The organism is Streptomyces sp. SUK 48 (genome assembly GCF_009650765.1).
GTDB lineage: Bacteria > Actinomycetota > Actinomycetes > Streptomycetales > Streptomycetaceae > Streptomyces.
Genome location: NZ_CP045740.1, coordinates 2030840 through 2044817 on the forward strand (window position 1 = coordinate 2030840; position 13978 = coordinate 2044817).

Consider the following 13978-nt stretch of genomic DNA (forward strand, 5'->3'; position numbering starts at 1 on the left):
TACGGGGGTGAAATCCCCGAGAGGGAAGGCGTGTTGCCGCGGCTTACTTCAGGCCGAGCTTGGCGCAGGCGCTCTTGTACTGCGGGGTGCAGATGTCGGCGACCGTGTAGACGCCGTCCTTGATGACGGTGTCCTTGACGTTGTCCTTGGTCAGCGCGGTGACCGGGACGAGGACCGACGGGACGTCCTTCTGGGAGTTGCTGGAGATCTTGTCCTTGGCGACGGAGTCCAGCGACTTGTCCTGGGCGAGGGCGACGGCCATCTCGGCGGCGGCGTCGGCCTCGGGGGCGTACGGCTTGTAGACGCTCATGTACTGCGAACCGGCGACGATGCGCTGCACACCGGCGAGCTCGGCGTCCTGGCCCGTGACCGGGACCTTGAGGCCGGCCGCGTCGAGGGCGGTGATGATACCGCCGGCCATGCCGTCGTTGGCGGAGTAGACGCCCGCGATCTTGTCCTTGCCGACCGCGGAGATCGCCGCCTCCATCTCGGAGTTGGCATTGTCCGGCGACCACTCCTTGGTGTCGTACTCCTTGGCGATCGTCACCTTGCCGTTGAGGACCTTGTGGGCGCCCGCCTTGAACTGGGCGGCGTTCGGGTCGGTGACCGAGCCGTTGATCATGACGATCTTGGAGGACTTGGTGGCCTTGCCGCCCAGCGCCGTCAGCAGGGCCTGGCCCTGGGTCTCGCCGACCTTCTCGTTGTCGAAGGAGGTGTAGGCGCTGATCGGGCCCTCGGCCAGGCGGTCGTACGCGACGACCTTGATGCCCGCGTCCACGGCCTTCTGCACGGAGTTCTGGATGGCCTTGGCGTCGACCGCGTCCACGATCAGGACGTCCACCTTGTTGGTGATCATGGTGTCGACCTGCTGGGCCTGCAGGTTCGCGTCCTGACGGGCGTTGTTGTAGTCGATCGTCGCCTTGCCGTTCGTCAGCTCCTTGATCTTCTTCTCGATCAGCGGGCGGTCGAACTTCTCGTACCGGGCGGTCTTGTTCTCCGGGAGCAGGAGACCGACCTTGATGTTGTCGCCCTTCTTGGCGGAGGACGCGGAGGAAGAGCTGTCGCCCTTCGACTCCTTGGCGCTGCCACAAGCGGCGAGCGAGACGGCCATGGCACCAGCGGCAACGGCGAAGGCCGCGCGACGCATACGCGTGTTCACTTCTCAAACCTCCCTGACGAGGCCGCGTCGTTGCGGCCGAGGTGGCTGGAAGTCAACTCGGCCACACGTGCGACGTCAAGAAGTAAATCCTTAACGAGATGGCAACGGTGCCATTCCTTCTCTAAGTGAAGGCAGGGGCGGACACGGCCGGAGTGCCGGTGACGGAACCGTCCAGAAGGGCTGAATCGCCCATCTCGCTCAGGGCGAGGGCGAGCGCGCCCAGCACTTCGGCGCGGCCTCCAAGTGCCCCGGGAAGCACGGTGAGTTGACGGGCGGCGCTGGGGATCGCGTAGCGGCCGACGGACTCCCGGATGGGGCCGAGGACCAGCTCGCCGGCCTCCGCGAGATCGCCGCCGAGGAGCACCCGGCTGGGGTTGAGGAGGTTGCAGAGATTGGCCACACCGCTGCCGATGTGGCGGCCGACGTCGGCGACCACCCGGCGGCATCCGGGGTCACCCTCCCTGGCGAGCCGTACGACGCCCTCCATGGTCAGGTCGGAGCCGTGGCTCGGCTGGAGCAGCGGCAGGACGTAGCGGGCCGCCGCGAAGGTCTCCAGGCAGCCGCGGTTGCCGCAGCGGCAGACCGGGCCCGACTCGTCCAGGGTGATGTGGCCGATCTCGCCCGCGGTGCCGCCCGGCCCGCGGTAGATCGTGCCGTCGATGACCAGGCCGGCGCCGACGCCGCTGGCGACCTTGATGTAGGCGAGGTCGCGTACGCCCTTGCCGCTGCCCCAGACCAGCTCGCCGAGGGCGCCGAGGTTCGCGTCGTTGTCCACGTGGACCGGCACGCCGAGGCGTTGTGCCAGCTCCTCGGCGGGCTTGGTGCCGCCCCAGCCGGGCAGGATGGCGCTGTGCCCGAGGGTGCCGGACTCCAGGTCGATGGGGCCGGGTACGCCGAGGCCCACGCCCGCGATCTTGGCGCGGTCCACCCCGGTGGCCACGATCAGCCTGCTGACCAGCTCCTCGGCCCGGTCGAAGCCCTGGGCGGCGGAGGCGTCCACGTCCAGCGGCTCGGCCTCCTCGGCCAGCACCTGGTGGGCGAGGTTGCCGACCGCGACCCGCAGGTGCTGGTGACCGAAGTCCACGCCGATCACGATGCCCGCGTCCCCGCTGAGGCTGACGCTGCGGGCCCGGCGGCCGCCCGCCGAGGTGGGCGTGACCTCGACCGTCCCGCCGTCCTTCAGCTCCCGCACGATGTTGGAGACCGTGGCGGCGGACAGGCCGGTCGTCCGCGCGATCTCCGCCTGCGTGAGCGAACCGGCAAGCCGGACGGCCCGTACCACCCGCTCCAGGTTGGCTCGGTGCAGTGACGACTGCGACCCTGGAGTCTCCACGACGACCTCCTGAGCGCGGGGCCGCTTCGGCGAGGCCCCGTGTATGTCCAACTAGTGAACTCTAAGCTGAGCCGTTCGGGGTGACTCACGTCAAGAGGTTGAGCCGGATCCGGGGTACGCCACAGCGGCGCACGCCGCCCGGCGGCCCCGGACGGCGTGCGCATGGACGACTACGGAGGGTCACCCCCGACGTGGAGCGGCCTACTTCAGCGCCCCCGCGGTGAGCCCCTGCACCACCTGGCGCTGGAAGACGATGTACGCCCCGAGCACCGGCAGCATGGCCATCACCAGGCCCGCGAAGAGGCCCGACCAGTCGCCCTTGTAGCCCTGGCTGACCGCGAGCTGGACCAGGCCCTGGGTGAGGACCTTCTTGTCGGGGTCGGTGTTGAGCACCGTGGGCAGCATGTACTGGTTCCACTGGCCCAGGAAGTTGAAGATGCCCACGCTGATCAGACCGGGCTTGGCCATGGGCAGCATGATCTGGAAGAACGTACGCGTGTGCGAAGCTCCGTCCACGAACGCGGCCTCCGCCACCGAGGTGGGCAGGGTGCGGAAGAACGCCGTGAGGAAGAAGACGGTGAACGGCAGCGAGTACGCGATGTAGACCAGGATCAGCCCGTGGATGGTGTTCAGCAGGCCCATGTTGTTCACCACGTAGAACAGCGGGACCAGCGCCAGCATGATCGGGAAGCTCATGCCGCCGATGAACAGGTAGTAGATGAAGCGGTTGCCCGGGAAGTCGAACCGGGCGAGCACATAGGCGGCCATCGAGCCGAGCACCAGGGTGCCGACGAGCGAACCGCCCACCACCAGGACGGTGTTGAGGAAGTAGCCGCTCATGTTGGCCTCGGTCCAGGCCCGCGCCCAGTTCCCGAAGTGCAGCCGGTCCGGCAGCGCCCAGGGCGAGCCGAAGATGGAGCTGTCGTCCTTGAAGGACGTCATCACCGCCCACAGCAGCGGCGTGACCACCATGATCGCCCAGATGACCAGCACGCCGTGGGAGAAGACGTTGAGGACGCCGCCCTCCCTCGCGCGGCCGCCCGGCTTCCGCGCCGGCACATCCGCCTCGGAGACGCGCGCACCGGGCTCGGCCGGCGGCGGGGCGGGGGTCTCGGTCGTCTTCATCGGTTCAGAACTCCAGCCGCTCGCGACGGCCCAGCCGCATCACGATCGCCGCGAAGGCGAGCGTGACGACCAGCAGGGCGACGCCGATGGTGGTGGCGTAGGCGGCCTGACCGTCCCGGAACGCCTTCTGGTACACGTACAGGACCAGCACCGTGGTCGAGTAGTCGGGCCCGCCCGGACCGGTCGTCATGATCTGTACGACCGCGAAGGACTCGGCGCCCAGCGCGAGGATGCCCATGTAGACCCAGCCGGACTGCACGGTGTCCCACAGCAGGGGCAGGGTGATGCGGAAGAAGGTGGCGGCGCGGCCCGCGCCGTCGATCAGCGCGGCCTCGTACAGCTCGGCCGGGATCGAGGCCATGCCCGCGGAGAAGAGGACCACGAAGAAGCCGGTGGTGGACCAGACGAGCACCGCCATCACACACCACAGGGCGAGGCCCGGATCACCCAGCCACAAGGGCTGCACATGATCGAGTCCGATCCCGCGCAGCAGCGAATTGATCGCCCCGCTGTCCGGGTTGTAGGCGAACTGGAAGAGGAGCGCGACGATCGCGATGGACAGGACCTGCGGAAAGAAATAAACGATCTTGTAGAAGGAGGAGCCCCGCACGCCCGTGATGGCGGGGCCGCCCTTTCTGCGCCGTCCGCCCACGTTGATCATGAAGGCGAAGAAAAGCGCCAGACTGATCGTCACGACCGGCAGCACCAGAGCGAAGAGCAGGCTGTGCTGCAACGACTTCCAGAAGACGTCGTCGTGCAGCATCCTCTTGTAATTGTCGAAGCCGACCATCTTGAATTCGGGGCTCAGGCCGGTCCAGTCCGTGAACGAGTAATAGATGGACTGGATGAACGGCCACACCACGAACAGCGCGTACAGTCCCAGGGGCAGTACCAAAAACCCCACGATGAACCGGTACTTGCCGTGCTGCATCGTTACTCCGGTGCGCTCGGGGGTGCTGGTTACTGGTGCTTGTAGTGCTTGATGGTGGTGTCCTTGGCGGCCTCGTCGGCGTAGCCCTGGATCTTCTTTATGGCCTCCGCCGGGGTGAGCCGGCCCGCCATCATCTCGCCGAGGGCGCCCACGCCGATCTTCTCCTTCTGCAACTGGACGTACCAGTCCTGAAGCCGCGGGTTCACCACGTGGGAGCCGGCCAGCTTCAGCGCCGCCACGCCCGACTTCAGGCCCGGGGTCAGCTCGATGCCGTCGGTGCCGCCGTTGTAGGCGGACAGCGACTTCACCTTGGAGGTGAAGTTCTTCGAGGACGCCTCGGAGAGCATGATGCGCAGCTGCTCCATGCCGCCCTCGGGGTTCGCCGCCTTGGAGGGCACGATGAACGGCTCGCCGCCGGAGGCCCAGATGGTGCCGAAGGGCATCTTGTCGCCGCCGTCGATGCCGGAGGGCGCCGAGACCGCGAGGTCGAAGTCCTTGGGGATGACGTTCGCCGACTCGTTCTCCACCCAGGAGCCGTTCGGGATGAACAGGGCCTCGCCCTTGGCCCACGCGGTCTGCGACTGGATGTGGTCCAGGCCGGGCGTGCCCTTGAGGATGTAGCCCTTCTTGAACAGCTCGTAGTACGCCTCGAAGCACGCCTTGACGGCCGGGTGCTTCCAGGCGTTCGGCTCCAGGTTGTCGATGGCGTTCAGGACCTCGACGCCGCCGACCTTGCCGATCATCGGGTAGAGCGAGAAGGGGATGTAGTACGGGTACTTGCCCGCGTACGTCCAGCCCGCCATGCCCTTCTTCTTGGCCTTGGCGCACACCTGGAGCATCTCGTCCCAGGTCTTCGGGTACTCGGCGTCCAGCGAGTCGAGGGCCTTCTGGGAGTACCAGACGCCGTAGACCGTGTACGCGTAGTACATGATCCACACCGGGTTGCCGTCGAACTGGCCCATCTCCACGATGCCGGGCCGCAGCGTGTCGCGGACCTTCTTGCCCGGGTCGTCGTACGACGGCGCGTCGAGCAGCGGGGTGAGGTCCGCCAGCTGGTTCTTGCCGACCAGGACGCCCATGTCCATCTGCTCGGCGCCGGAGTTGTCGATGAGGTCCGGCGGGTTGCCCTGGTTGAAGCGGGGCTGGAGGGTGGACTGGATCTTCTGGGTGGCGGCGAACTTCACCTGGGCCTTGGGGAAGTCCTTCTGGTAGATCTTGACCGCGTCCTGCGCGTACTCCTTGCCGAAGCCGCCGTCGAAGAGGACGAACTCCATCTTCGCGGTGTCGTTGACGCCGAGCGGGTTCTTGGCGGTCTTCTTTCCGGCCTTCGCCTTGGTCTGGCCGTCGCCGCCGCTGCTCGCGCAGGCGGACAGCAGGCTCATCCCCGGAACGGCGACCAGGCCGAGCGCGGCGGACCGCCTGATCAGTTCTCGGCGGCCGACACCCTCACGGTCGTGCGCAGTGGATCCCATGCTCAAGTCCTCGCCTTCTCCAGGACTCAGGCGGTGAACCGGATCCTGCCCGGCACCGCGGTCGGGTCAAGCTGGGTGGTACAGGAAGTGCTTCGTGCATGAACTGCCGGGATTGCTCTTGTACCGGGCGCCGACAGGTATAGTCCACTTCCCGCCGACGGAGCAAGATCGAATGCAGGGTTGGCCGTGGGTCTTTTCCGAGTTGAGACCTCGCGGACAGAGGAACGGGTTGTGCGCGGCCTCTGAGAAATCCACGCGACATCGGCCCCGGAATGACACGCCCAACGCCCTTGACATCATCCACCACTTGACCACCTACTTGGTTCCTGTGTACCGCCTATGACAACGTTGTCCGCGACGGCGCGGGGAGGAAATCCGTACATGCAGCGGAGAACTCGGCACAGATGGGGCCCGGCGGCCGTGCTCACGGCCGCCTTCGTGATGGCCGTGGGCGCGCAGGGCGCCGCGGTGGCACTGCCCGCCAAGGCCCCGGTGGCCGACCGGGAGTTCGCATCCTCGTTCGAGGCGGGTGATCCCGCCCCCGACTGGGTGGACACGGTCGACACCGGCCCGGACGGCGCCCCGCGCGCCTCGGGGGTAGACGGCGGCTACAGCACCGGCATACCGGGCAATGTGAACGACCACGTCACCGAGGTCCGGGCGAGCGGCGAGAACGCGGGCGCGGGCGAGGTGAAGGAGAACCTGGCCGACGGCGAGTCCGGCACCAAGTGGCTGACCTTCCAGCCCACCGGCTGGGCGGAGTTCGACCTGGACAAGCCCGTCGCGGTCCGGACGTACGCGCTGACCTCGGCCAACGACTACGCCGAGCGCGACCCGCGGGACTGGACGCTGCTCGGCTCCACCGACGGCAAGGACTGGAAGAGCCTCGACGCGCGGACGGGCGAGACCTTCTCCGAGCGGTTCCAGACCACGTCGTACGACCTCGCGCAGCCGGCCGAGTACCAGCACTTCCGGCTGGAGGTGACGAGGAACAACGGGGCGCCGGACGTCCTCCAGCTCGCGGATGTGCAGTTCGCCACGGGTGGCGGCGGTGGTCCGGTGCCGCAGGACATGCTGACGCTGGTCGACAAGGGCCCGACCGCCTCGCCGACGGCCAAGGCGCGGGCCGGGTTCACCGGGACCCGGGCGCTGCGGTACGCGGGGCGGCACACGGCGGACGGCCGCGCGTACTCCTTCAACAAGGTGTTCGACGTCAATGTGAGGGTCGGCGGCGACACGCAGTTGTCGTACCGGATCTTCCCCTCGATGGCCGACGGCGACCGGGACTACGACGCGACCGACGTCTCCCTGGACCTCGCCTTCACCGACGGCACCTACCTCAGCGGCCTCGGCGCGCTGGACCAGCACGGGTTCCCACTGTCGCCGCGCGGGCAGGGCGACGCAAAGTCGCTGTACGTCAATCAGTGGAACAACGTCGTCGCGCGGATCGGCTCGGTCGCGGCCGGCAAGACGGTCGACCGGATTCTCGTCGGGTACGACTCCCCCACCGGGCCGGCGAAGTTCCGGGGCTGGATCGACGACGTGTCGCTGAAGCCGGTGGCGCCCGAGCGGCCGAAGGCGCATCTGTCCGACTACGCGCTGACCACGCGCGGCACCAACTCCAGCGGCAGCTTCTCGCGGGGCAACAACTTCCCCGCGACCGCGCTGCCGCACGGTTTCAACTTCTGGACGCCGGTGACCAACGCGTCGTCGCTGAGCTGGCTCTACGAGTACGCGCATGCGAACAACGAGGCCAATCTGCCGACGATCCAGGCGTTCAGCGCGAGCCATGAGCCGAGCCCGTGGATGGGTGACCGGCAGACCTTCCAGGTGATGCCGTCGGCCGCGTCCGGCACCCCGGACACCGGCCGGGAGGCGCGGGCGCTGGCGTTCCGGCACGAGAACGAGACGGCGCGGCCGTATTACTACGGCGTACGGTTCGAGAACGGGCTCAAGGCGGAGATGGCGCCGACCGACCACGCGGCGGTGATGCGCTTCACCTATCCCGGCTCCGACGCCGGCGTGCTCTTCGACAACGTCACCGAGCAGGCGGGGCTGACGCTGGACAAGGAGCACGGGACCGTCACCGGCTACTCGGACGTCAAGTCGGGTCTGTCGACCGGCGCGACCCGGCTGTTCGTGTACGGCGTGTTCGACCGGCCGGTCACGGACGGGTCGGCGAGCGGGGTGAAGGGCTACCTGCGGTTCGCGGCCGGCGCCGGCCACACCGTCACCCTGCGGCTCGCGACCTCGCTGATCAGCGTCGACCAGGCGAAGGACAATCTGCGCCGGGAGATCCCGGACGGCACCTCCTTCGGCGCCGTGAAGGCGCGGGCGCAGCGCACCTGGGACAAACTGCTCGGCAAGGTCGAGGTGCAGGGCGCGACACCGGACCAGCTGACCACGCTGTACTCCAGCATGTACCGGCTGTACCTGTACCCCAACTCGGGTTACGAGAAGGTGGACGGGAAGGACCGGTACGCCTCCCCGTTCTCCCCGATGCAGAGCCAGGACACCCCGACGCACACCGGCGCGAAGATCGTGGACGGCACGGTGTACGTCAACAACGGTTTCTGGGACACCTACCGGACGACCTGGCCGGCGTACTCGTTCCTGACGCCCACTCAGGCGGGCGCGATGGTCGACGGGTTCGTGCAGCAGTACAAGGACGGCGGCTGGACCTCGCGCTGGTCCTCCCCCGGTTACGCGGACCTGATGACCGGCACCTCCTCGGACGTGGCGTTCGCCGACGCCTACGTCAAGGGCGTGAAGTTCGACGCGAAGGCGGCGTACGAGGCGGCGCTGAAGAACGCGACCGTGGTGCCGCCGAGTTCGGGGGTGGGCCGCAAGGGCATGAGCACCTCGCCGTTCCTCGGATACACCAGCACCGACACCGCCGAGGGGCTGTCCTGGGCGATGGAGGGGTACGTCAACGACTACGGCATCGCGAAGATGGGCGCGGCGCTGTACGAGAAGACGGGCGAGAGGCACTACAAGGAGGAGTCGGACTACTTCCTCAACCGCGCCCGCGACTACGTGAACCTCTTCGACCCGAAGGCCGGCTTCTTCCAGGGGAAGGACGCCAAGGGCAACTGGCGCCTTGATTCCGCGCGTTACGACCCCCGGGTGTGGGGTTACGACTACACGGAGACCAACGGCTGGGGCTACGCCTTCTCCGTGCCGCAGGACAGCCGGGGCCTCGCCGACCTGTACGGCGGCAGGAAGCAGCTCGCCGACAAGCTGGACCAGTTCTTCGCCACCCCGGAGACCGCGTCCCCCGAGTTCGTCGGGTCCTACGGCGGGGTCATCCACGAGATGACCGAGGCGCGGGACGTGCGGATGGGCATGCTCGGGCAGTCCAACCAGGTCGCGCATCACGTCTCGTACATGTACGACGCGGCGGGCCGGCCGTGGAAGACGCAGGCGGCGGTGCGGCAGATCCTGTCCCGGCTCTACCTGGGCAGCGAGATCGGGCAGGGCTACCACGGCGACGAGGACAACGGCGAGCAGTCCGGCTGGTTCCTCTTCTCCGCGCTCGGCTTCTACCCCCTGGTCATGGGCAGCGGCGACTACTCCATCGGCTCCCCGCTGTTCAAGAAGGTCACCGTGCACCTGGAGAACGGCCACGACCTGGTGGTCCGGGCGCCGGGCAACAGCGCGAAGAACGTCTACGTGCAGAACGTGACCTTCAACGGCCGCCCCTGGAAGTCCACTTCGCTGCCGCAGTCGCTGCTGGCCAAGGGCGGGGAGCTGACGTTCACCATGGGACCCCGGCCCTCGGCGTGGGGCTCCGGGAAGAACGCGGGGCCGGTGTCGATCACCCAGGACGACCAGGTGCCCGCGCCCCGGACGGACCTGCTGCGCGGGGAGGGCGCCCTGTTCGACGACACCTCGGCGACACAGGAGACGTTCACCTCCGTCGAGCTGCCGGTGAACCGGTCCGGGAAGCCGGTCCAGTACACGCTGACGTCGGCGGCGGACCACACCACGGCGCCGGCCGGCTGGACCCTCCAGGGCTCGGCCGACGGCACGACCTGGCGGACGCTGGACCACCGCTCCGGGGAGACCTTCCCGTGGAACCGGCAGACCCGGGCGTTCACCATCGCGGCGCCGGGGTCGTACGCCAAGTACCGGTTGGTACTAGGTGGTTCGGCGACGCTGGCGGAGGTGGAGCTGCTCGGATGAGGTGACCGGGGGGTGGGAGCCCAAGAGTTGATGAACCGGGTCCTTTATGATTCCGTTTGCCGACTTCGTTCCCACCTCCCCCACAGGAAGCTCCCGTTGATCGCCCTGGCAGCAGCCCTCGTAGAGGTCGCGCTCATCGCCGTACAGCGTTGGCGCGCCCCGTCCGGTGCCCCGAAGGAGATGTCCTGGCCCCATGTGGCCGCGGCGCTGGCCGCGGGCGTGGTGGGCTGGCTGCTCATCGGCAGGCCCGAGACCGCGTGGGCCGATCTGTGGCTGTCGCTCTTCTTCGGGGTGATCCTCGGCACCGAGGCCGCGCGGGCGGCGCGGGTCCTCTCCGGCAAGGAGTGGGCGGGCTGGGCGACGGCCTGTGGCAGCGGAGCGGCCTCGGCCGGCTGGCTGCTGGCCACCCCGCTGCCCTTCATGTGACGGCCCGCCCCTCGGGCAGCGCGAACTCGCACCACACGATCTTGCCGGGGTTCCGCTCCCCCACGCCCCACGTGTCGGCCAGCGCCGACACCAGCAGCAGCCCTCGGCCGCCCTCGTCCAGGAGGGGGTGCGCGACCACCGGGACGCCCGTTCCGCTGTCGTGGACCTCGACCCGGACGAGGGCGCCGTCATGGCACAGCCGCAGCAGGAAGCCCCGGCCCGGCGGGACACCGTGCACGACCGCGTTCGTCGCCAACTCGCTCACACAGAGCGATACGTCCGCGCCGCGCTCCCATGCGGCCAGTCCCCAGTCCGCCAACGCCCACTCCGCGAACCGTCTGGCAGCGGGGACGGAGCGGCGGGCCCGTGGGTAGAACTGGTCGAGCTGTCGCAGGAGTTCAATCTGCTCGTTCACGGGGCGAATGTCGCGCAGCGTGACTAGCCTGCGGCAGTAGGTGATCCCGTACAGATTATTTGTACGGGATCGTGCGGGGTGGCGTTCCGATGGCACGGGGAGTTCAACAGACATGACGCCTGCACACAGGAAGAACCAGTCGGCCATGCGGATGCTCGGCCGTCAACTGGGCGCGGCCCGCCGAGCGGCCGGTCTGAGCCAACCCGCGCTGGCCGCGAAACTGAAGGTCAACGACGAGACGATCGCGTCGATCGAACAGGGCCGACGTCCCCTGAAGTTGGACATCGCCGAGAGGTGTGACGAGCTTCTGGGCACCAAGGGGACGCTGGCGGCGGGGGTGACGAACCTGCCGGAGATCGACCAGTTCCCGCTGTGGGCGGAGGAGTACATGGATCAGGAGAAGGTGGCCGTCGCGCTGTCTTGGTACGACAACGCCGTTATCCCAGGTCTGTTGCAGACCGAGGCGTACGCCCGCGCGGTGCTACAGAATCGCGTCCCGGCGTACGACGAGGAGAGCCTGGAAACGACGCTACGGCTGCGACTCGATCGCCAGGAGATCCTGAAGCGCAAGTGTCCGCCGACGTTGAGCTTCGTGGTGTGGGAGCCCGCGCTGCGTCTGAGGATCGGCTGCGAGGAGGTCCGCAGGGAGCAGATGCGGTATCTGCGTGAAGTGGCCGAACTGCTGTGCGTCTCACTCCAGGTACTGCCACTGGACAGCAACCTCCACGCGGGACTCAACGGGCCCTTCACACTCCTCGAAACTCCGGACCACCAGCACCTCGCCTACACGGAATCGCAACGCGGAAGCCAGTTGGTTTCCGACCCCGAAGAGGTGTCTCGCCTGGCACGCAAATATGCGATGCTGCGGACACAGGCCCTGAACATCCAGTACTCCAAGGGCCTGCTCGACCGCCTGCTAGGAGAGCAATGAGCGCGGAAGCACTTCAGTGGTTCAAGTCGACGTACAGCAGTGACGAAGGCGGCCAGTGCCTCGAAGTGGCCGTCTCCTGGCGCAAGTCGAGCTACAGCGGCGACGAAGGTGGCCAGTGCGTCGAAGTCGCCTCCTGCGCTCACTCCGTCCTCGTCCGGGACTCCAAGCAGGACCCCTCCCACGCGCCCACTCTCCGCGTCAGCCCGCTCACCTGGGCCGCCTTCACCTCCTCGGTCCGGTGAACAGCGGAGCGCCGTCCTCGCCGTCGAGATCTCAAGAGAACTGCTTGATCGTCTACTAGGAGAGCAATGAGCGCCGCACTTCAGTGGTTCAAGTCGAGCTACAGCAGCAGCGAAGGCGGCCAGTGCCTCGAAGTGGCCGTCTCCTGGCGTAAGTCGAGCTATAGCGGCAGCGAGGGCGGCCAGTGTGTCGAAGTCGCCTCCTGCGCTCACTCCGTCCTCGTCCGGGACTCCAAGCAGGACCCCTCCCACGCGCCCACTCTCCGCGTCAGCCCGCTCACCTGGGCCGCCTTCACCTCCTCGGTGCGATGAACAGCAGACGCGCCGTCCTCGCCTCCGTCGCCGCCCTCGCCGCCGGGCTGCCCACCGTCAACGCCGTCGTCAGTGGCTCCGGTGCCACCCCGGCGAGCGCGGCGGACCAGTACGGGTCCAACACGGAGCTGTACACCCGTACCGCGGACCGGGAGGGCACCGACTGGGTGCGCCGGTTCCGGATCGGCGCGCCGGCGCAGGTCACGGACAACGCACGGACCACCAGCAGCCCGCTCGGCGGCACCGCGGTGATCGCACCGCACGGGGGCGGGATCGAGGCCGGTACGAGCGAGCTGTGCATGGCGATCGCCGGGTACACGCCGTTCGAGACGGACACCGACCCGGCGAGCGCGGCCGTACCGGGAGAGCCGCAGCGCGACTACTGGATGTTCGAGGCGCTGGCCAACTCCGCCGCGCAGCATGTGACGTCCACGCACTGCGACGACCCGGCGGCGCTGGCCGTCTGCACGGGCAACCTGTACGCCGTGTCGCTGCACGGGTTCGACGACACGTCCGTGAAGAAGGTGATCGTCGGGGGCCGGGACGCGCGGCTGAAGCGCAATCTGCTCGCGGCGTTCACGAAGTACGGGCTGACCTCCCCGGCGGCCGACCCGGACCGGAACGTCACCGTGGTCCTCGCGGACCCCTCGACCTCGATCGACGGCGACGACCCGGCCAACATCGTCAACCGCACCCGTACCGGCGGCGGCGCCCAGCTGGAGATATCCACCGCGCTGCGCAAGGCGATGTTCGGCGACTTCTCCGGCGCGGCCAAGCGCCGGACGAGCGCGGGCGTCCCGAGCACGGCCAGTCCCTACGCCGACCACTTCTGGACCGGCTTCGTGGGCGCCGTACGCGAGGCGGTCGAGAACCACGAGCGGGGCTTGGACGCCCTGTAGGAAATCGGTCGCCCTCCCGGGCCGCGGACGCGAGACTCGCCCCATGACGACCGACCCCCCGGTGCCGACCGATCTCACCGTGCGGCCCGCCCGGCCCTCCGACGCCCGGTCCCTGGCCGAGCTGCGATGGGCGTTCAAGCGGGAGGACCACGAGGCGCCGCCGGACACCGCCCCGCCCCTGGACGAGGCCGAGCGGTGGATCGGCGAGCGGCTCGGCGGCGGGCGGTGGCTGGCCTGGGTGGCGGAGGCCGGGGGCGAGATCCGCGGCCATGTCTTCCTGGCACTGGTGGAGCGGGTGCCGGAGCCGTTCGCCGACAACGACTCCCTGGGCTATGTGACCAACTTCTTCGTCGAGCCGGCGTACCGGAACCAGGGGGCCGGTACCGCGCTCCTGGACGCGCTGACGTCATACGCGCGCGGCGCGAGGCTGGAGACGCTGATCGTCTGGCCGTCGGAGCGCAGCGATCCCCTCTACCGGCGCTCCGGCTTCCGGCCCCCGGCGGAGCTGCTGGAACTGCCCCTCCCGACCGACGGCGGTCCCACCTCCTAGA

General features: G+C 68.4%; 13 protein-coding genes. 7 read left to right on the top strand and 6 right to left on the bottom strand.

Translation table 11 applies throughout. The features are described 5' to 3' along the window. Nucleotides 1-43 precede the first annotated feature (43 nt). The 5 genes from GHR20_RS08585 to ngcE form a co-directional block, all read right to left on the bottom strand. Nucleotides 44-1147 carry a substrate-binding domain-containing protein gene (locus GHR20_RS08585; RefSeq protein ID WP_153815901.1) on the bottom strand — a complete coding sequence of 368 codons (1104 nt, stop codon included), beginning with the start codon at nucleotides 1145-1147 and terminating at the stop codon, nucleotides 44-46. A gap of 133 nt (nucleotides 1148-1280) precedes the next feature. Continuing rightward, the gene (locus GHR20_RS08590; protein WP_111581010.1) at nucleotides 1281-2492 is read right to left on the bottom strand and encodes an ROK family transcriptional regulator; all 1212 of its coding nucleotides are present in this window, start codon (nucleotides 2490-2492) and stop codon (nucleotides 1281-1283) included. Nucleotides 2493-2693: 201 nt separating this feature from the next. Then, the gene (locus GHR20_RS08595; protein ID WP_111581009.1) at nucleotides 2694-3617 is read right to left on the bottom strand and encodes a carbohydrate ABC transporter permease; all 924 of its coding nucleotides are present in this window, start codon (nucleotides 3615-3617) and stop codon (nucleotides 2694-2696) included. A gap of 4 nt (nucleotides 3618-3621) precedes the next feature. Further along, nucleotides 3622-4548, bottom strand: a complete 927-nt coding sequence (locus GHR20_RS08600; protein WP_111581008.1) for a sugar ABC transporter permease — start codon at nucleotides 4546-4548, stop codon at nucleotides 3622-3624. Nucleotides 4549-4577: 29 nt separating this feature from the next. Beyond that, entirely contained in the window at nucleotides 4578-6020 is a 1443-nt protein-coding gene (gene ngcE / locus GHR20_RS08605) for an N-acetylglucosamine/diacetylchitobiose ABC transporter substrate-binding protein (RefSeq protein WP_148026752.1), read from the bottom strand. Nucleotides 6021-6401: 381 nt separating this feature from the next. Between ngcE and GHR20_RS08610 the strand changes: the two genes are divergently transcribed. Continuing rightward, the gene (locus GHR20_RS08610) at nucleotides 6402-10205 is read left to right on the top strand and encodes a GH92 family glycosyl hydrolase (protein WP_194858842.1); all 3804 of its coding nucleotides are present in this window, start codon (nucleotides 6402-6404) and stop codon (nucleotides 10203-10205) included. Between the two features lie 96 nt (nucleotides 10206-10301). Then, entirely contained in the window at nucleotides 10302-10631 is a 330-nt protein-coding gene (locus GHR20_RS08615) for a hypothetical protein (RefSeq protein ID WP_153812841.1), read from the top strand. On the opposite strand, the gene GHR20_RS08620 is transcribed toward GHR20_RS08615, so the two are convergent. Then, on the bottom strand, nucleotides 10624-11046 hold the full coding sequence (locus GHR20_RS08620; protein WP_243877980.1) for an ATP-binding protein: 423 nt from the start codon (nucleotides 11044-11046) through the stop codon (nucleotides 10624-10626). The genes GHR20_RS08615 and GHR20_RS08620 overlap by 8 nt on opposite strands. A 112-nt stretch (nucleotides 11047-11158) precedes the next feature. On the opposite strand from GHR20_RS08620, the gene GHR20_RS08625 reads away from it, so the two are divergent. The 5 genes from GHR20_RS08625 (at nucleotide 11159) to GHR20_RS08645 (ending at nucleotide 13977) form a co-directional block, all read left to right on the top strand. Continuing rightward, on the top strand, nucleotides 11159-11977 hold the full coding sequence (locus GHR20_RS08625) for a helix-turn-helix transcriptional regulator (protein WP_243877981.1): 819 nt from the start codon (nucleotides 11159-11161) through the stop codon (nucleotides 11975-11977). Beyond that, on the top strand, nucleotides 11974-12219 hold the full coding sequence (locus tag GHR20_RS08630; protein WP_153812842.1) for a DUF397 domain-containing protein: 246 nt from the start codon (nucleotides 11974-11976) through the stop codon (nucleotides 12217-12219). The genes GHR20_RS08625 and GHR20_RS08630 overlap by 4 nt, the downstream gene beginning before the upstream one ends. A gap of 66 nt (nucleotides 12220-12285) precedes the next feature. Beyond that, nucleotides 12286-12528, top strand: a complete 243-nt coding sequence (locus tag GHR20_RS08635) for a DUF397 domain-containing protein (RefSeq protein WP_153812843.1) — start codon at nucleotides 12286-12288, stop codon at nucleotides 12526-12528. Next, nucleotides 12525-13427 carry a poly-gamma-glutamate hydrolase family protein gene (locus tag GHR20_RS08640; RefSeq protein WP_153812844.1) on the top strand — a complete coding sequence of 301 codons (903 nt, stop codon included), beginning with the start codon at nucleotides 12525-12527 and terminating at the stop codon, nucleotides 13425-13427. The genes GHR20_RS08635 and GHR20_RS08640 overlap by 4 nt, the downstream gene beginning before the upstream one ends. Nucleotides 13428-13470: 43 nt before the next feature. Beyond that, the gene (locus GHR20_RS08645; protein WP_153812845.1) at nucleotides 13471-13977 is read left to right on the top strand and encodes a GNAT family N-acetyltransferase; all 507 of its coding nucleotides are present in this window, start codon (nucleotides 13471-13473) and stop codon (nucleotides 13975-13977) included. Nucleotide 13978: the final 1 nt, after the last annotated feature.

Excerpts from the sequence above, each read along its gene's own strand:
- GHR20_RS08645 (WP_153812845.1), top strand. The coding sequence starts at position 13,471 with ATGACGACCGACCCCCCGGTGCCGACCGATCTCACCGTGCGGCCCGCC.
- GHR20_RS08640 (WP_153812844.1), top strand. The coding sequence starts at position 12,525 with ATGAACAGCAGACGCGCCGTCCTCGCCTCCGTCGCCGCCCTCGCCGCC.
- GHR20_RS08630 (WP_153812842.1), top strand. The coding sequence starts at position 11,974 with ATGAGCGCGGAAGCACTTCAGTGGTTCAAGTCGACGTACAGCAGTGAC.
- GHR20_RS08595 (WP_111581009.1), bottom strand. The coding sequence starts at position 3,617 with ATGAAGACGACCGAGACCCCCGCCCCGCCGCCGGCCGAGCCCGGTGCG.
- GHR20_RS08610 (WP_194858842.1), top strand. The coding sequence starts at position 6,402 with ATGCAGCGGAGAACTCGGCACAGATGGGGCCCGGCGGCCGTGCTCACG.
- GHR20_RS08585 (WP_153815901.1), bottom strand. The coding sequence starts at position 1,147 with ATGCGTCGCGCGGCCTTCGCCGTTGCCGCTGGTGCCATGGCCGTCTCG.
- GHR20_RS08600 (WP_111581008.1), bottom strand. The coding sequence starts at position 4,548 with ATGCAGCACGGCAAGTACCGGTTCATCGTGGGGTTTTTGGTACTGCCC.
- GHR20_RS08625 (WP_243877981.1), top strand. The coding sequence starts at position 11,159 with ATGACGCCTGCACACAGGAAGAACCAGTCGGCCATGCGGATGCTCGGC.
- GHR20_RS08635 (WP_153812843.1), top strand. The coding sequence starts at position 12,286 with ATGAGCGCCGCACTTCAGTGGTTCAAGTCGAGCTACAGCAGCAGCGAA.
- ngcE (WP_148026752.1), bottom strand. The coding sequence starts at position 6,020 with ATGGGATCCACTGCGCACGACCGTGAGGGTGTCGGCCGCCGAGAACTG.